Origin of the sequence: Flavobacterium sp. BFFFF1, from assembly GCF_002256285.1 — a bacterium.
GTDB lineage: Bacteria > Bacteroidota > Bacteroidia > Flavobacteriales > Flavobacteriaceae > Flavobacterium.
Genome location: NZ_NKJE01000012.1, coordinates 110,730 through 129,508, shown reverse-complemented (window position 1 = coordinate 129,508; position 18,779 = coordinate 110,730). Strand labels below are relative to the sequence as shown.

The 18,779-nt window shown below is 45.8% G+C and carries 12 protein-coding genes; 4 read left to right on the top strand and 8 right to left on the bottom strand.

The features are described from left to right. Positions 1-253 precede the first annotated feature (253 nt). Both CFE23_RS09550 and pdeM read left to right on the top strand, forming a co-directional pair. Positions 254-2,722, top strand: coding sequence for a ligase-associated DNA damage response DEXH box helicase (locus CFE23_RS09550; protein ID WP_291087135.1), 2,469 nt, complete (start codon positions 254-256; stop codon positions 2,720-2,722). Next, a complete protein-coding gene (pdeM, locus tag CFE23_RS09545; RefSeq protein ID WP_291087133.1) occupies positions 2,719-3,354 on the top strand; it encodes a ligase-associated DNA damage response endonuclease PdeM in 636 nt (211 codons plus the stop codon). Before CFE23_RS09550 ends, pdeM begins: the two co-directional genes overlap by 4 nt. Here pdeM and apaG read toward each other — a convergent pair whose 3' ends face one another. Together apaG and CFE23_RS09535 are read right to left on the bottom strand one after the other, a co-directional pair. Continuing rightward, the gene (gene apaG, locus CFE23_RS09540) at positions 3,355-3,741 is read right to left on the bottom strand and encodes a Co2+/Mg2+ efflux protein ApaG (RefSeq protein ID WP_291087131.1); all 387 of its coding nucleotides are present in this window, start codon (positions 3,739-3,741) and stop codon (positions 3,355-3,357) included. Between the two features lie 75 nt (positions 3,742-3,816). Then, complete coding sequence (locus CFE23_RS09535; protein WP_291087129.1) at positions 3,817-5,064, bottom strand: DUF5103 domain-containing protein; 1,248 nt, start codon at positions 5,062-5,064, stop codon at positions 3,817-3,819. A gap of 173 nt (positions 5,065-5,237) precedes the next feature. Here CFE23_RS09535 and CFE23_RS09530 point away from each other — a divergent pair, with 173 nt between their 5' ends. Next, positions 5,238-8,048 (top strand): insulinase family protein, encoded by a 2,811-nt coding sequence (locus CFE23_RS09530; protein WP_291087127.1) that lies wholly within the window; start codon positions 5,238-5,240, stop codon positions 8,046-8,048. A gap of 57 nt (positions 8,049-8,105) precedes the next feature. On the opposite strand, the gene CFE23_RS09525 is transcribed toward CFE23_RS09530, so the two are convergent. From CFE23_RS09525 to CFE23_RS09505, 5 genes are all read right to left on the bottom strand, one after another. After that, entirely contained in the window at positions 8,106-8,870 is a 765-nt protein-coding gene (locus tag CFE23_RS09525) for a class I SAM-dependent methyltransferase (RefSeq protein WP_291087125.1), read from the bottom strand. Then, positions 8,870-9,688 (bottom strand): type I methionyl aminopeptidase, encoded by an 819-nt coding sequence (gene map, locus CFE23_RS09520; protein ID WP_291087123.1) that lies wholly within the window; start codon positions 9,686-9,688, stop codon positions 8,870-8,872. The genes CFE23_RS09525 and map overlap by 1 nt, the downstream gene beginning before the upstream one ends. Before the next feature lie 97 nt (positions 9,689-9,785). Further along, on the bottom strand, positions 9,786-13,352 hold the full coding sequence (locus CFE23_RS09515; RefSeq protein ID WP_291087121.1) for a T9SS type B sorting domain-containing protein: 3,567 nt from the start codon (positions 13,350-13,352) through the stop codon (positions 9,786-9,788). Positions 13,353-13,398: 46 nt separating this feature from the next. Next, on the bottom strand, positions 13,399-14,916 hold the full coding sequence (gene gpmI / locus CFE23_RS09510) for a 2,3-bisphosphoglycerate-independent phosphoglycerate mutase (RefSeq protein ID WP_291087119.1): 1,518 nt from the start codon (positions 14,914-14,916) through the stop codon (positions 13,399-13,401). Positions 14,917-14,994: 78 nt separating this feature from the next. After that, complete coding sequence (locus tag CFE23_RS09505; protein WP_291087117.1) at positions 14,995-17,415, bottom strand: DUF5916 domain-containing protein; 2,421 nt, start codon at positions 17,413-17,415, stop codon at positions 14,995-14,997. Positions 17,416-17,610: 195 nt separating this feature from the next. Here CFE23_RS09505 and CFE23_RS09500 point away from each other — a divergent pair, with 195 nt between their 5' ends. Continuing rightward, entirely contained in the window at positions 17,611-18,321 is a 711-nt protein-coding gene (locus CFE23_RS09500) for a murein L,D-transpeptidase catalytic domain family protein (RefSeq protein WP_291087115.1), read from the top strand. Here CFE23_RS09500 and CFE23_RS09495 read toward each other — a convergent pair. Continuing rightward, a complete protein-coding gene (locus CFE23_RS09495) occupies positions 18,316-18,762 on the bottom strand; it encodes a GNAT family N-acetyltransferase (RefSeq protein WP_291087113.1) in 447 nt (148 codons plus the stop codon). The genes CFE23_RS09500 and CFE23_RS09495 overlap by 6 nt on opposite strands. Between the last annotated feature and the right edge of the window lie 17 nt (positions 18,763-18,779).

Here is an 18,779-nt window from a genome sequence, read left to right as displayed (position 1 = left end):
GTTTAACCATTAAGATATTAGGGAAATAAGTTTCTATATTTTGTGATTTTTTGTTAGTGAGAAAATGATGTTTCTTTATGCTCTTAATACCTTAATGGTGAAAAATAGTAACAGTAAATATTGATAGAAGTAGGTTAACCATTAAGATAATAGGGAAATTAAGCGTTAAAGTTTTTGATTTTTTGGTAGTGAGAAAATGATGTTTCTTAATGCCTTAATCGTTCCAAAAGAAAATAATCGATTAAAAATAAACATGAACAGAGCACTACTTTTCGATGTAGCCGAAAACTGGTTCCAGAGCCAGGGCTGGAAGTCTTTCCCGTTCCAGAAGGAAACGTGGACGGCTTTCCTGCAGGGCAAACACGGACTGTTGAATGCGCCAACCGGGAGTGGAAAAACGTATGCATTGTGGATCCCGGTGGTGCTGCATTACATCAAAAATAACCCTGACTACCAAAACAAGCACAAACCAGGGCTGAAAGCGATCTGGATTACGCCACTACGCGCCCTTTCCGTAGAAATTAAGCAGGCTGCGGAAAGGGTAGTACAAGACCTCGATGCGAAAATGACCGTGGGCATCAGGACCGGAGATACGACTGCAGGCGAGCGTGCGAAGCAAAAAGACAAAATGCCTGACCTGCTGGTGACCACCCCCGAAAGCCTGCAGTTGCTGCTGGCCTCAAAAGGGTATGACAAGGTCTTCAAGGACTGCACTGCGATTGTGATAGACGAATGGCACGAGCTGCTGGGGACCAAACGCGGGGTTCAGGTGGAACTGGCATTGTCCAGGCTGAAATCCATTGCGCCGCAAATGCGCATCTGGGGCATCTCAGCAACCATTGGGAACCTGCAGCAGGCCCGGGAAGTACTGCTTGGTGTGGATTCAGAGGCACTGCGCAATTCGGTACTGATCCATGCGAACATCAACAAAAAGATCAAAGTGCTATCGATTATTCCCGACAAAATGGATGCCTATCCATGGCGCGGGCATATGGGGCTACACCTGATTGATGAGGTCGCGAAAATTGTACGGGAAAGTAAAACGACATTGATTTTTACCAATGTGCGCTCGGCATGCGAAATCTGGTTTCAGCGGCTTTTGGAGAAATACCCTGAGTTTGCCGGCGAGATGGCAATGCACCATGGCAGCATCAACCGCGAGACGCGGCTGTGGGTGGAACAGGCGATCCGCGATGAACAGTTGAAAGTGGTGGTGTGTACGTCGAGCCTGGATTTGGGCGTCGATTTTGCTCCCGTGGAAAGCATCATACAGGTGGGTGGGCCAAAAGGCGTGGCGCGTTTTATGCAGCGGGCAGGCCGCAGTGGGCACCAGCCCGGCAAGGAAAGTGTAATCCATTTCCTGGCGACGTATGCGATGGAATTGCTCGAAGCCTCTGCATTGAAAAAAGCGGTGGCTGCAACGGTGGTGGAAGACCGCATGCCGTATCTGAACAGCTGGGATGTGTTGGTACAGTACCTGAACACGCTTGCTGTATCAGACGGCTTTTTTCCTGACGACATTTACCGGGAAGTCAAAAGCACGTTTTGCTATCAGGCGATCAGCGGCGAACACTGGCAGTGGCTCTTAAATTTTATCACCAAAGGCAGCCAGAGCCTGCAGGCTTATGACGAATACGAGAAAGTCGAAATCATGGAAAGCGGCCTGTTTAAAATCAACAGCCGCAGGGTGGCGATGCACCATAGGATGCAAATTGGAACGATTGTAGGGGACGCCGTAATGAACGTGAAATACCTCAGCGGCGGCTACATCGGTACGATTGAGGAATGGTTTATTTCTAAATTAAAACCTGGCGATGTGTTTACATTTGCAGGCAGGAAACTCGAACTGTTCAAGGTTAAAAACATGCAGGTATTGGTGAAGCGCGCGGACCATGCCAAAAGTTCCAAGCTGGCCAGCTGGATGGGCGGCAGGCTGTCCTTTTCGGCGCAGATGAGCGAATTGCTGCGGCAGGAGCTGTACCTGGCCAACACGGATCAGCTGACGCCGGAACTCAAGGCAATGGCGCCTGTGTTTACACGGCAGCGCAAAGAGTCGATTGTACCCGGTGCGGATGAATTCCTGATTGAGATGTTTAAGACCCGGGAAGGCTATCATGCGATCTTTTACCCATTTGAGGGACGGTTTGTACACGAGGCACTGGCCAGTTTGCTGGCTTATAGGATTAGCCTGCTGTCGCCGATTTCGTTTTCATTGGCGTATAATGACTATGGGTTTGAACTGCTGTCGGACCAGGAAATCAATATGCAGGAGGTGCTGGATAACAATTTATTCAGTACGGAATATGTGCACCACGATTTGCAGAAGAGCCTGAATGCTACTGAAATGGCGCGCAGGAAATTTCGCGACATTGCGGTTATTTCCGGCTTGGTGTTTACGGGATATCCCGGACAACTGATTAAGACGAAACACCTGCAGAGCAGCGCGCAGCTATTGTTTGCGGTCTTCCGCGACTATGAACCCGATAATTTATTGCTGCAGCAGGCGTACCGGGAGACGTTTGAACACCAATTGGAAGAGGGCAGGGTGATATTGGCACTGGAACGGATCAGCGCACAGGCAGTTGTCGTGCGGAAATGCGCGAAGCCTACGCCATTCAGTTTCCCGATCATTACCGACAGGCTGCGCGAGAAACTCAGCAGCGAAACACTGGCAGACCGTATCGCAAAGATGACGGCGTCTTATATGAAAAACGAAAAATGACACAGACGATCACGATATCAGGCCATACGTTTATACTGCATCCGTCGGCGGCGGTATTTTGGGAAGAACGCAATACGCTGTTGATTTCCGATGTGCATTTGGGCAAGGTTTCGCATTTCCGCAAGCACGGTATGGCCATACCAGAAAGCGCTATTCGGAGTAATTTCGATCGGCTGGATGCGGTGGTGGCGTATTTTGCTCCGAAAACGGTCATTTTCATGGGTGATCTCTTCCACAGTAACAAAAATAGGGAATGGGGTTTGTTTGAGGACTGGGTACGATCTGCGGAAGCGAAAATGGTACTGATTGCAGGAAACCACGACATCATTTCGCAGGACCATTATGATGGCCTGGACATCGGAATCTATGAAGAGCTTATCGTGGACGGATTTTTACTGACGCACCATCCCGAGGAACGTGAGGGATTGTTTAATCTCTGCGGGCACATACACCCTGCGATTGAGCTGCGCGGCATGGGCAGGCAATTCCTGAAACTGCCGTGTTTTTTCCAAAAGCACCAACAGATGATTTTACCGGCGTTTGGTGAATTTACGGGAACATACGTAATGACGCCCGAAGCACACGATTGCGTGTACGCGATTGCAAAAGACAGGATTGTTTTGGTATGCTGATTAGTTCAGTGCGAATGGTGCGCTGAGGCGAAAGTTTGGGACAATCACACGGAAATTGCGAGTGGTCGTGAAATTGATCATGTTGAAGTAGCCTTTCATGGCGCCAAAAGGAGAAGAAAGCAGGCAGCCTGAACTGTAGGTATGCTTTTCGCCGGGTTTTAATACGGGCTTTTTGCCGATTACGCCTTCGCCGTCTACAATTTCCAATTCGTTCAGCGAATCGAAGATTTCCCAGTGGCGGGAGATCAACTGTACGGAATCCTTACTGGAATTTTCAATGGTAATCTCATAGCTGAAGGCAAAATGAATCTTATGGTTCTTGAAGTAAGTACCTTCGAAACTGGTGTGAACCGAAATTTTTATCCCTCTGGTGATCTGTGTAACCATTTGTACGGCAGAATTTAAAACATTCAAATTTACGAAAATTTGGATGGATTCAACGGCAGACGCGTTAATTTTTGATTAATTCGTAATGTCGACAGAACTCGTATTTCCTTTTCCAATGACTTTGTCGTAGCGCTGTCCGTTTTCACGATAGTAAACGACGGCAAAATAGTTGTTTTCTGTTTGGTAAAAATTGCCGTCGATGGCGTTCTCATGGTCAATTTTTCCTTTGGCGTCAGCGATGGTATATTGAAAGTTTGTAAAGCCCTGCTTCAACAGGATGGCTTTTTCATAAAGTCCCTTGTCCGCATTGTAATCCATTTTGTCTTCCGCATTTAAGGCATAATTATTGAACATTCCTGTAACATAGATGTCCTTTTTGCCAAAATAAGCCGGTGCGGACAGGCTGAAATAGACCCAGGCATAATCGGCCTCGATGTCGTCGTTCTCGGCATTGATGTTCTTCACGACAAAATTCCCGTTGATGTCAGGATAGTAGGTGTACGGGTTGGAACCACGGGCATTGTTCGGATAAAGATGGGCATTGTAAATGTCCTGTGCATCGATCCGGAGCACGTTGTTGGTTGCGCCGCGGATGTCCTTGTTCTCAAAAAAGAGGTATTCGTTGCCGCCCCAAAACTGCGTTTCAGTATCATATTTATAAATCAGGTCGTTGCCAATCGTGTATTGCGGTTTCACATTCACGATCCCGGAATTGATTTCGGCGTTCTTAAAAAGCAGCACCTTTACATTCTGTAGTGGGCTTTGGAACTGTATGGTTTTTGATTTAATCGCAAAATCAAGGTTTTGTTTGTATTCAATGACGTTGAGGTTTCTCGCTCTTTTGACCTGCATGGGAACCGAGACGAGGTCTTCGTACAAGATGAATTTTCTGGTGAAGACCACTTCCTTGTTTTCATTCAGGATTTTGAGCATGTAGTTGCCGGTGACCCTGAAGCGCGTAAACTTGTTGGGGAAGGCAAGCCTGTAATGCGAATACAGCTGTAGGGTATTGAATGAATTCAGGTAGTCCTGGATGCGCTGGTCGTCAAAGCCATCGATGTATTCGCTTTCCGAGAGGTCTGATTTCGTCCAGTCGTAATTGCAGTGAACCAGCTGGTAGTAATAATTGGCTTCATTGCCATACAAATCGTCAAACTGCAACTGGAAGGAGTCATTGATGTTGAAAACCGGGATGACATTAAGCCCGTTTTGCAGGAAGGAAACCGTCTTGATATTGAAAGGGGGTGGGATCTCTGTTTCAACCTGGGCTTTGATTTGTTGACCGAATAGGGACAGGAATGCAAAAAAATACAATGGTTTCATCGTGCAGTTACTTTACCGTAAATATAACAAATAAAAGGAAATTTTATGATGTAGATTGGGTGATGCGCCAAATTGTAAGAACCGTAGGGATAAAATAGTGTTAAATTATTGATAATAAATTTTATTCTTTCGCGTTATTTCTGCTATTTTATGCCATTAAATCACAAAACCACATGACACAACTTCACAAAACCTGGCTGCTTTTACTGGCTTTCCCACTATCAGTAGCCGCTCAGGATTTCAACGGAACGAGTAAAATTCCGTTCGATTCCAATGTCAAGACCGGAAAATTGCCAAACGGTCTTACGTATTTTATCCGCAAAAATGCCAAACCTGAAAACAAGGTCGACCTTCGCCTTGTGGTCAATGCGGGATCTATCCTCGAAGAAGATGACCAGCAGGGGTTGGCACACTTTATGGAACACATGAATTTTAACGGCACCAAGCGTTTTCCAAAAAACAAGCTGGTGGATTACCTGCAAAGCATTGGGGTAAAATTTGGGCAGCACTTGAATGCGTACACCAGCTTTGACGAGACGGCTTATTTTTTACCGATTCCGTCAGATGATCCCGATAAGCTTGAAAAAGGCTTCCAGATTATTGAAGACTGGGCGTTTAATGCCAACCTGACGCCGGACGAAATTGACAAGGAGCGTGGCGTGGTATTAGAAGAATACCGTCTGGGTTTGGGCGCCGGTAAAAGAATGTTGGGCCGGTACATGCCGAAGATGCTGTACCAATCCCACTATGCGGACCGGCTTCCCATCGGGAAGAAAGACATCCTTGAAAACTTCAAATACGACAAACTCGTCAGTTTTTATAAGGATTGGTACCGCCCGGACCTGATCAGTGTGATTGTCGTAGGGGACATCGACGTCGCTGAAATGGAAAAGAAAATCAAGGCGCATTTTTCAGCATATGAAAATCCAAAGAATGAAAAGCCGCGAAAAACTTTTGACGTTCCAAACCACAAAGAAACTTTTGTAGCCATTGAAAGCGACAAGGAAGCATCGAACAGTAATGTACAGTTGATGTATAAAGACTATGGGCTTCCTAAAGTGATGGTGACCGTCGATGATTACAAGAAAAGCCTTATGGAAGGACTTTTTACCTCGATGCTAAACAACCGTTTCGCTGAACTGACCAATTCGCCAACCCCTCCGTTTACTTATGGCTACTCGTACCACGGACGTACGTATGCCCGGACTAAGGAAGCCTTTCAGTCTGTCGCCATGCCGCAGGAAGACAAGCAGCTGTCCGCATTGAAGGTACTGGTTACAGAGAATGCACGGGCTAAGAAATTTGGCTTTACGCAAGGCGAACTTGATCGTGCGAAATCCCAGTTCCTTTCAGAATACGAGACATCGTATAACGACAGGGACAAAACAGAATCGCAGAATTTCGTCGGAGAGTACCAGTCGTATTTCCTTCAATCCAGGCCAGTACCCGGAATAGAATGGGAGTATAAGGCAGCACAAAAAATGATTCCTGAAATCACGCTGAACGATGTAACCAGCTTCCTGAAAGAGTATATCAAGGAAGATAACCGCGTGGTGATCATCACAGGGCCGGAAAAAGACGGATTGAAAAAAGTAACGGAACAGGAAGTTTTGGAGGCCATTAAAATCAATGACAGCGACATCACGCCGTATCAGGATACTGAAATGGCCACGGGATTGTTGCGAAAAGACGTTAAGCCGGGAAGTATCGTTAAGAAAGAAAGCGATGCGAAAATTGGTTCAACGACGCTTTACCTTTCCAATGGTGCGAAAGTCACTTACAAGAAAACCGATTTCAAAAACGACGAGATCCTGATGGAAGCAGTCAGCTGGGGCGGTACAAACCAATACAGCAACGAGGAAGCAAAGAAGACAAATTTTGCCAATGGTGCGTTGCCTGAAGCAGGATTTTCAGGATTGAAACTGAACGATATCAATAAGTTCATGACGGGCAAGATCGCGAGTGTTTACCCTTACATCAGTGATGTGACTGAGGGCATGAGCGGCAGTGCGACACCGAAAGACCTGGAGTACATGTTCCAAACCATGTATGCCTATTTTACCGATTTGAACATGGATCAGGAAGCGTTTGAAGGGTACAAGCAGAAGCAGTCCGCGTTTTATAAAAACCTGAGTTCACAGCCGGGCGTCTTCTTCCAGAAAGAACTTTATTCGTACCTGCTTAAAGACAATCCAAGATTCAACGGCATTTTCCCGGATGACGAGAGTTGGAAAACCACGGATTATGAACTGGCGTATAACAAGGCTAAAGAACGCTTTGCGAATGCGGGAGATTTTGAATTTTATTTCGTTGGGAATGTGGATGAAAAAGTGATTGAGGCGTTGTCTGCGAAGTATCTCGCCTCCCTGCCTGCCACTGACAGGAAGGACAAAGTAGTGGATTTGGGTTACCGGATGCCAAAAGGGGATTTAAAGAAAGTCGTGAACAAAGGGACCGATCCGAAAAGCAACGTGACGATCATGTATTATGGCGATGCCACGTATTCTGCCAAAGAAGCGTTAGCACTCGAAGCATTAGGCGAAGTCCTAACCATTAAGCTTATTGAGCAGCTCAGGGAGAATGAAAGCGGGGTATACGGAATCAGCGCGTATGGCAACATGAGTAAAGTGCCTTACGGCAGTTATTTCTTTACAATCGGCTTCCCATGCGGACCGGAGAATACAGATAAACTGGTGACTTCTGCGTTGAATGAACTGCAGAAAATTATCGATAAGGGACCTGAGGCAAAAGATGTCGAAAAATACAAAGAGGCGGAGCTTTTGGATTACAAGAAAAATATCAAGGAGAACAGCTATTGGATGGAAAACTTTACTGCTGCCTATACCAACAGTGTTAGTCCTGCAGAGATCCTGACAAAAGAGGCCAGGATTAAGGCCGTTACCGCCAAAGATATTCAGGACGTAGCCAAAAAATACCTTTCAAAAGACAAAGTAATTGGCATCCTGATGCCGGAGAAAATCTAAAAAAGTAAAAACCAGATGAATCTAACCTGCCTTTCAACGGGCAGGTTTTTTTGTTTCTTATTTGAAGCAGACGGGGATGATTTCGCCTGGTGCGAGGCAAAACCGGTTAACCAATTCAGGAGTGAGTTTTTTAGTGTAATCCTCTTCCACCACTTTAAAACCAATGCTTCTGAGCTTGTCAAAATAATCGCGTCCATACACGCGTACGTGATCGTATTGCCCAAAAATCTGAGCGCGTTCCTTAGGGTCGGTGATGGTGTCGTCAGAGAATGTTTTTTCACGGGACAGGTCCTGCGGAATCTGGAAAATGCCCATCCCTCCGGGTTTCAGGACGCGGTACAGTTCCTGCATGGCTTTGGTATCGTCGGGAATATGCTCAAGCACGTGGTTACAAAGGATAATGTCATAGGTGTTGTCTTCGAAAGGCAGGTCGCAGATGTCAGCTTTGACATCGGCTAAAGGCGAGAACAGGTCTGTTGTCGTATAATCGAGGTTTTTCTGGTTTCGGAACAACTTATAAAATGCCTGTTCAGGCGCAAAGTGCAGTACTTTTTTCGGTGCTGTGAAGAAATCCGTTTCGTTGTTGAGGTACAGCCAAAGCAGGCGGTGCCTTTCCAATGAAAGGGTGCTGGGTGAGAGGACATTGTTGCGCTGGGTGCCATAGCCATAAGGAAGAAACATCCTGAAGCTTTTGCCGTCAATAGGATCGGTAAATTTGTTCCCTTTCAAGGCCATTGCCAGGATGGGACGCGCAATATAGCTCAACCGGATAAGCAACGGTCTCGGAATGGTATTCAGGATAAATTTGAAGATTTTTTTCATCAGATTACCAGGGGTACTTTACGGAATTCATTTTCCTCATCAGAGTTGATGCCCAGCGCTTTATAGATATAGGCAAATGTAGACAGTAATTCCGGTTTGCCATTGACCAGGGCTACATCGTGCTCAAAATGGGCGCTTGGTTTTTTATCTGCCGTCACAATTGTCCAGCCGTCTTTTAACGTTTTGATGTTTCTGGTTCCCATATTGATCATCGGTTCAATGGCAATCACCATGCCTTCGACGAACAACTTTCCACGTCCGCGTTTGCCATAATTAGGCACTTCGGGATCCTCGTGCATTTTCTCGCCAAGACCGTGGCCTACAAGCTCGCGTACGACGCCGTAACCGTGTGACTCTGTATATTTCTGTATGGCATGCCCGATGTCTTCTACGCGGTTTCCGGCCTTAAACTCCCGGATTCCAATGTACAATGATTCTTTGGTAACCTGAAGCAGCTTTTTCGTTTTGGGATCTACCTCGCCGATTTCAAAGGTGTAGGCATGGTCGCCATAATAATTGTTCTTGAAAACGCCACAATCCACTGAGACGATGTCGCCTTCTTCGATAGGGCGGTTGGTCGGCAATCCGTGAACTACCTGTTCGTTGACGCTGGTAAGCAATGTGGAAGGGCAGCCATAAAGGCCTAAAAATCCCGGAACTGCCTGGTGGTCGCGGATGAACTGCTCCGCCATTTTATCCAGTTCTAACGTGGTTATTCCCGGTTTGATTTCGGTGGCGATCATGCCCAGTGTTTTGGAAACCAATAACGCGCTTTCGCGCATAATTTCAATTTCTTCCGATGTTTTCGGTATAATCATGAGGGTAAATTTCAGTTCGCAAAAGTACGATTTTTAAGAAAATCAAATGACAATTTTTACAGAAATAGCAAAGCCGCTCTGGGAACGGCCTTTGGTATTATCTTTTCAGCGTAAAATGTCCGAGAAATTCTTTTTGCTGTCCGCCGGCGGTGTAGTTGATGCGGAACCAATAGTCGTCGGAAGGCATGGGCTTTCCGTTATAAGTGCCATCCCATCCGGTCTCATTGGCCGCGATCTCTTTCACGAGTTTCCCGAAGCGGTCGAAGATAAATACATTGGAACGGTCAAGTGCAATCCTTCCGCCAATGTTCCAGGTGTCGTTGTAGCCATCGCCATTTGGTGTCAGGAACCTCGGGTAGTCAGCGACTGCAATCATCGTGCTGATTTCGCCGCAGCCGTATTTATTCCTGACGCGTAAGGTGTAAATGCCTTCCGGGATGTCGGTAAATACATTGCTGTCCTGCCATGGCGTGTTGTCAATCATGTATTCGAAGTCGTCTGATTCGGGCGTCACTATTGCAGTAACAGTATTTTCTGTTTCAAAAGCAATAAGTTCTGTCGGATTTCCCTGGATTGAAAATGGCACGAACGAATTTCGGGTGGTGAAGTTCGCTACGGTCTGGCATAATGCCAAATTGGTGACGTTTGTAATCCGCACGGAATATTCGCCTTCCGTGCCGGTGGTGAAGGTGTTTCCGTTGGCGCCATTAATTTCGTTTCCTGCTACGGCATCAAACCCATTGTACCAAATAAAATAGTAATCGCTGTTGGGCAGTCCTGCATCGACAACCGCCGGATTTACCACGCTGCTGTTGATGTCGACGCAAATTTTATAAGGATAATCAAACAGTTTGTTTTCAGGATAAGGGCGTGCGAAAATTTGCTGTTCCAGGATCCTGTAACACGCGATGCCTGTTTCGCTGTCAATTCGGTCGCTGCCGTTTAACCGTACGTAAATTATCTGCTCCAACGCGGTGGTGTTTGTGAACGCTTCAGGAGTTGAAATGGTATTTGCGTTGTTTTCGTCGGCATCATCCGGGTCGATGTAGTACCGGAATTCGATTTCGTTAAGGGGTGTATTTCCCGCCATTTCCTGTTCATTTTTGGTCAGGTCAAATTCGGCAAAACCGTCGCTGCTGCACACCTGAATCACTTCTGGATTGTTCGTGCTGCCCGGACTTTGAAAAACATTTAAAACCAGTGAAGTGGTTGACGCGCAGCTATTGTTGGTTGGGTCGACTGCTTTTATGAAAATGGTTTTTGGTGCCGATTCGTATGCGTCAGGCGTTGCGATGGCATTTCCGTTGGCAAGGTCCTGTGGTGTTTCGTAGAAGGTGACCTGGTAATTTGGATTCCCTGCTGTAATTTGAGGAATCCTGGAATTCAGGTTGAAGACTGCTGTAGCGTCTCCGCAAAGGGAAATGGCGCTGGGTTGTACCAGAATGGGATTGGCAAAGACCGAAATGTTAAAATCAACGATGGACAAACACTGCGAATTATTATCCGCCAGTCTTGCAAAGATCGCATTATCGCCGACAGGAAGGCTTACGGCACTGTTTTTCGGGATGACATTTACATTGTCTTTTGCCTCATCGAACGAGTGAAAGTACGAAACCTGTACGGCGTTATTTTGTCCGGCAAGCGCTGCTGCATCCTTTGAAGAAAGTACAATGGTTTCCGATGCGCAGATCGATTCGTCCGGAATTAAGGTCTGTACCGGCGGCGTGTAAATCTGGGTGCTGAACGTGCCCACTTCGAAGCAATTGTTCCCCATTTCGACCCGTGAATAGATTACAGCTGTGCCTATTGGCAATTGAGATGTATTGGTTAACGCATTTTGCTCTACTGACGCATCGTTTTCGTTGGCATAGAAATCAATACTAACGTTGTTTGTTGGGAAAAAGGTGTTTTTGATCACCTGTCTTTGGGCGTCAAAGTCCAAATAGCCGAAATTACTGTTTAGTTCGGGACAAACGGGCGCCATGTTAGTATACGACGCGACAGCTGTAGGATTCACAATGAGCGAAATGGTTGCCGTATTCGATGTACATCCCTGATTTTGATTCGGGATAATACCAGTGACATAAATGGTCTGATTTGGTGTGCTGTTCACAAATGCTGCGGGATTATCGACCGCTTGCGTCAATCCGGGATCAACGAAGTAACTCAGGACATACTGCGTATTATTGTTTGTCAGGGCATTGTAGGCCTGCGTAAGATTTGTCACTGCGACGCCGTCGTTGTTTGGGGCAATGTAGTCACATTGTTCCAGTGTCACCGGCGTAGGGTTGAGCTGGGGCCTTGCATTTACGGTTACCACAGCATTATTGGACAACGCGCTACACGATCCCTGTTCGGTAACCTGCACCTGATATTGTGCGGTGGTATTTGGAGTTTGATTGGCAGCTGAAACGACGAGATGGTTGGTGTCTACGCCGGGCATGAGTACACCATCTTTAAACCACTGGTATTGCACAGCAGTAAGGTCGCTTATGTTTGCCACATCGACGCCGATGTCGTAACTGTCGCCTTCGCAAATCGCAGATCCTGGATCGGCCTGGACGATCGGGGTAGCGTAGATCGCAATGGTGTTAGAATTTACAGGGGTACAAATGGAGTTTGAAACCTCGACAAAATATGCGCCGGGCATTGCTGGTGAAAACGAGCCGGCTGTTGCGCCCGGAATCGCGTTGTTGTTGCGAAACCATTGATAAGAATAGAGCTGGACATTTGCATTATTGTCTATAGCTTGTAATACAGGAGAATCCCCAAGGCAGGTTGCCGTAGATTGGAGGGTAATATCGGGTGCGTCTACAAATGTGAGGCTAATATCGTCAGAACTTACTTCGAGCGTGTTAGGGTCCACAGTGGTGTCCGTGCTGTCGTAAGCGGTCATATCGACACTGTAGACACCGGTCTGATTCACCGTAATCGTATTTGTGCTGGAAGTAGAATTGGTTACGGTACTAATGAGCACGGCATCTTTGTACCATTTGAAATTGTACCTGTAGTTGGCAAGATCACCGGTGAAATCGCTGGTGTCTGCCGTCGCTACCAACTCTTTAGTATCGGGTATACAGTAATTGGTATTGGTGATCTCATTTCCTAAGCTGTCAAGAATGTCTACAGCAGAGAGGAATCCGCAATCGGAGCTTCCATTTCCTCCCGTTTGGGTAATTGTAATTTGTCCGGGTACATTGGAGTAGTTGTCTATTAACAATACATACAACTGGCCAGCGACGCCGTTTGGCAAAGTTACCTGTTCGGTAGCTGCTGCTGACCAGCTGCAGTCAATTTCATTCGGAGTATTTAACTGGCCGCATACGCTGTTTAAATCGGCAAATGGCCCCCAAAGTACAAAATCAACGTCCGTTCCTGTTCCATTATTACTCACCTGGCTGATTTCCAGTTGAATCGTTCCGGATATTTTTACCTTGATAAAAAACCAGGTCGGCCCCTGAAAAGGTTCCTCAATACAGCTGGTGGTAAAGTTCTCCCCACTCGGATTGTTTGTGGAATTGGTAAATGGGATACTGGTGGCACAGGATTGGTATTGCTGAAAATCTGCTTGCAATGCTGCACAGGAAGAAGCACCACCCTGGCCAAAAGCTACAAATGACAGCAACAGGAAAATTGGCACTAAGGCCTTGTAAAATATATTCATTTCAAACAGGTGTCTTTTAAAACAGTACAGTTGTCGATAACCCTACTTAAAGCAATGAGTTTCGGGTCATGGACTGTGGTTTTTCAATTCCCATCAGGTCAAGGATTGTGGGTGCAATATCACCGAGAATCCCATTGTGGATGGTTTTCAATTCCGGATCCACTAAAATGATTGGAACCGGATTGGTAGTATGCGCTGTATTCGGGCTTCCGTCGGGGTTAATCATGGTTTCACAATTCCCGTGGTCAGCAATGACGATTGTGGTGTAGTGATTTTTCAACGCTGCCGTAATTACTTTTTCTACACATTTATCAACGGCTTCACAGGCCTTGATTGCGGCTTCCATGACGCCGGTGTGCCCTACCATGTCTCCATTGGCAAAGTTAAGACAGACAAAATCGACATCGCCTTTTTCGAGTTCAGGGACGAGTGCATTTGCCAGTTCGTTGGCGCTCATCTCAGGCTGCAGGTCATAAGTAGCCACTTTGGGCGAATTTCTCAAGATGCGTGTTTCTCCTTCAAATGGTTCTTCACGGCCTCCGGAAAAGAAAAAAGTCACATGGGGATACTTTTCAGTCTCTGCAATCCGGATCTGTTTTTTGTTGTTTTTTTCCAACACCTCACCTAAGGTTTCCGTAATATTGTCTTTGTCAAAAATACGGTAGATGTTGTTGAAGGTATCGTCATAATTGGTCATCGTGACGTAATACAAATTCATCTTGTGCATGTTTTCATCAGGGTGGTCCTTCTGCGAAAGCACCTCCGTCAACTGGCGCCCACGGTCTGTACGGAAGTTAAAGAAGATGACCACGTCGCCTTCCTTAATGGTCGCGAGTGGCTCATCTTTATCATTTACCATCACCATCGGCGGTGTGAACTCATCGGTGAGATTTTTTTCATAATTGGCCTTCAGGCTGGCCACGGCATCTGTAGTATGGGCTCCGCTACCATGTACCAACAGATCATACGCCTGCTTGACACGCTCCCAGCGTTTGTCGCGGTCCATCGCATAATAGCGGCCAATTACTGACGCCAGTTTTACCGAAGTGCCTTTAACATGGTTTACCATATCACCAATAAAACCAACTCCGGATTTCGGATCTACATCGCGGCCATCGGTAAACGCATGGATAAAGACTTTTTCGAGTCCGTAATCATGTGCGGCATCTACCAATCCCTTGAGGTGATTGATATGGGAATGTACGCCGCCGTCGGATACCAGTCCAAGAAAATGGACATCTTTATCATATTCCTTTGCATAATGGAATGCATCCGCAATCGCCTTTTCTTTGTTGAACGTCTTGTTCTCCACGGCAAGGTTGATTTTGGCAAGATCCTGGTAAATAATCCTCCCGGCACCAAGATTCATATGCCCAACCTCAGAATTCCCCATCTGACCTTCAGGAAGGCCGACGTTCAAACCGTCAGTACGCAGTTCCGCACTTGGATATTTTTGAAACAGGCTTTTTATGAATGGGATATTGGCATTGTCGGGGGCAGATACCTTTGGGTCCGGAGATTTCCCCCAGCCATCCAATATCATCAATATGACTTTCTTGTTCATCGGTGTTATTTTTCCGCAAAGATAACCGATTTATAAAACGGGCAGGTTAATTAAATCTAAAAATGGGAGGGATATGGGTTAAAACCAACGCTTTGCGCTATTGTAATCGATATAGTACCGGAAACTGATGGAAAAAATATTGTTCAGGTTGTCTGCAAACAGGTTTTTGAGGTTGTTGGTGAGGTTTCGTTCAATCACGTTCCTGTAATCTGAGGCATTGTTCCGGTAAAGAATAGAAATCTGGCTGGCCGGAGCAAACCACCAGGCATAAGACAGGTCAAAATTCCAGACGTTGAAGTTTTCGTCGACGTTTGAGCCAAATGCTGTTGGAGACAAATATCCGGTGTCTTCCAACGTAAAGAACGCGTGATTGTCAGAAAAAGACCAGTAATAACGAGTGGTTAGGTTGATGGTCATTTTATTGTTCAGCGCGAGTTTTCCCGAAAGTTCACTCGTGATGGTCTTAATATCCCGTTGCGCATAATAAATATCCGTTGCATCTGAAGCCACATAGCCACGGTCATTCATGGATCGAAAATAATTGAACCCATAAATCAAAAGGATTTTATCATTGATTCGGTAGCGCGGGCTGATGAAAAATCCGTAATCGATCCTGCCGGATTCGTCATACATTTTAACCGAGGGATTGATGTCCAGCGCCAACGTGTTGTTGTAGTTTGACGAAAAGACAAAGAGAGACGTGACACTGCGGGGGACATATGAAAACCGTCCGCTGGACCTGGGCTGGTAAAAGTCGAAGCTCTCCAGCGGATTGAGCTGTATCAGGAATTTATAATAGTCGTTTTGGCGCGAATTGCCTTCAGCCGAGACATTGATGAAGTTATCCTGTATCCGTCCCGTGGTATTTTCAAGTTCGAGGCTTGATTTCATGTCGGTACGAAATGTGTTGAATGTTTTGGTCGGGTTCAGGATCCTATAGCTGAAATCGGCGTAGATGTTGTGGTAGTCTGTCTGGAATCCGATCCCAAGGTCGTTGATGTCATAGTCTGCAGAAATGTATTTGCCGAAAATTGTATAACGGTATTTTCCGCTTGTTTTTTCAAAATTTACCGACGTCTTAAAGCCTTCGTAATTTTGGCCAGTATTAATGGCGCTGTATTTAAAATCGCCGGAAAGATTGTAGGCGTTCTCTTTTGTATTTAAATCAAAAATCAATCCTGCCACGTTGGCATCCCTGTAATTTCCTTCGCGGAAGGTACTGGCATTCACCAATGTGACCGATGAGTTTTGATTGAAACGCTGGTCCAGGACCAACAAATTGTAATTGGTCAATGGCTCCACAACCCCACGGCGCCTGGCTCCTGTAGCCGTGTTTTCTATTGTTGCATAGGTACGCTCAGTCACTGCATTGAGTACGCCGATACCAAGACCTTTCTTTGTGCGTCCGGATATTTTGACGGCATTAAGCAAATTGACCGTGTTGGGAATTTCGGTTACCGTTTCATTGGCGGTGTCGAGATCTTGTGGGGTGAATCTTGGCGCCCCTCCGATTCGTCTCGAATAAAGCAGCGCGCCTTTGTTGAACAAATCTGTGCCCTCAGTAAAGAAGGGTCTGTTTTCTGCGAATTCCTGCTCAAACGGGCTGAGGTTCAATATGACATTGTCAAAACGCGTCTGGCCGAAATCCGGGACCAGGATGGCATCTAAGGTAAACGAGTCGTTGATGCCGTATTTGATGTCCATACCGGCTTTAAATTTGGTAGCCGATCCCGATTCATTTTCTTCATAATAATACGAGGAATAAGGAATAAAAAACAGTCTGGTAGACGTTTTTACATTTTCGATGCCTTCGAGTATTCCGTTTTGATTGCGCGTAGAGCGAATTTCAGAATCAATAGGACTCCAGGTGTAGTGTTGCCTGTCGCGACGAATGCTCCGGTAAAAATTGAGTCCCCACGTTTGTACATTTTCCTTTGAAAAACGAAGCGCGGCGTATGGTATTTTCATTTCGACCGCCCAGCCAGACTCGGTGATTACGGTTTTACTATCCCAAATGGCATCCCATGAAAAATCCTGGCTAAAGTTATCAGGAGCGACGGCGCCGTCCTCAGTTGCCAGTCGGTCCATCTGTACGCCTGAAGCGCTCACAAAAAATTGAAAATCCTGTTGGCCATCGTTGAATCCGTTAATAAAAACCCCGAAAACATCAGCCGTGCCCACATTGTCACGCTGTGTAATTTCTTTCAGGATTTTTTTGGGTTGGTCATCGTTCATCACAGCGGCAATGTACACTGCTTCATTGTCATACAGGATGTGTACTTCCGTTCTTTTGGTGCTGTCGATGGGTTTGCCGTTGTCGGGCTGAAACATTACAAAATCTCCCGCAACAGGCGCGGCTTTCCAGGAAAGTTCGTTGAACTTTCCATCAATAATGATGTTGTCAGTTGTGGTTTTGGCTACCAGAATTTTCTTTTGTGCCCATGATTTTGAACCTGTCAATAGTATCAATAACAGGAAAAATTTTAAAATCTGGTTCATAGGGGTTTCGTTGTGAGGCAAATGTAAAAATTAAAGTAAAATATACCTAATGGGTATAATAATAATAAAATGACAGCGTTATGAACGTCCTACCTGATATCCTGTGAAAGTTAAAATTTGGTTATAAATTTGATTTACAGCCGTTAACGATTTACCTTCGCAATCCCGATCTGAATAGTAACTTAAATTATTTCAATGGTATACAGACTATCAGTGGTCATGATTTTTTTCCTGACCAGCTTTTCCCCAATCGAAAATAAAGTTGAGCGTAAATTAATTACTGCCAATACGATCACCAAAACTACTGGTTTTGAGGCAGAAGCCACCGCCGTATACAATCAGTTAAACGCAAACAGCTTTGCACTACCAGAAGTGTCCAGTTTCACTCAGGCACTGGAAGGTTTTTACGCTTTGAAAGCAAAAGGGGTGATCCAAAAGGACATTTTGACGTTAATCGATTTTAGCAAATCGTCGAATACCAAAAGGCTTTGGGTGATTGACATGGCGACCAATACTATTTTATTCAATTCCCTTGTGGCGCATGGCCGGAATACCGGTGAAGAATTTGCAAATTCGTTTTCCAATCAACCCCAGTCTTATAAAAGCAGCCTTGGGTTTTATGTCACGGGCGAAATTTACAATGGAAAACACGGCGCTTCCCTAAAACTTGATGGACTGGAAAAAGGTGTAAACGATACTGCGCGGGAAAGAGGCGTTGTGATGCATGCCGCCGATTATGTTTCAGAATCATTTATTAAAAACAATCACCGACTTGGCAGAAGCCAGGGTTGCCCGGCACTGCCTGCAGAACTGACCCAGGAAATCATCCAGAAAATTAAAAATAAATCGTGCCTTTTTATTTACCATCCTTCACGAGCCAAAGCAAGCCAGGTACTGGTTTTATAATCCCGACATGTCTTTATACATCAAATAATGCGGCCCGACGTTTTCGATCTCAAACGGTGGGCCGTTTTTTTTATAGCCCGCTTTTTCATAAAATCCTACTGCGGTAACGCGGGCATTAAACCATATCCGGTTTGCGTCCTGTCCCCAAGCGAAGTCTTCCGCGGCTTTTAAAAGCAACGCCCCAAATCCGCCGTTCTGACATTGTTCCAATACCGCCATGCCGCGAAGCTGGAATTGTTTTGCCGTAAAAAAATCAGGATGACTGTTTTCAAGCAGGGTCACAATGCCTGCCAGCTCTTGATTGTGGTATAATCCTAAATGAACTGTTGTCGGGAAATCGTCGCCATCAAACTGGCAGCTTTCGGGTGGCTTGCCTTTTCGGAGCACTTCCTGGCGTATCGGATGCGTTTCTAATGCCGTAATTTGCCTTATTTCTATCATCTTTTTAAAATTTATTT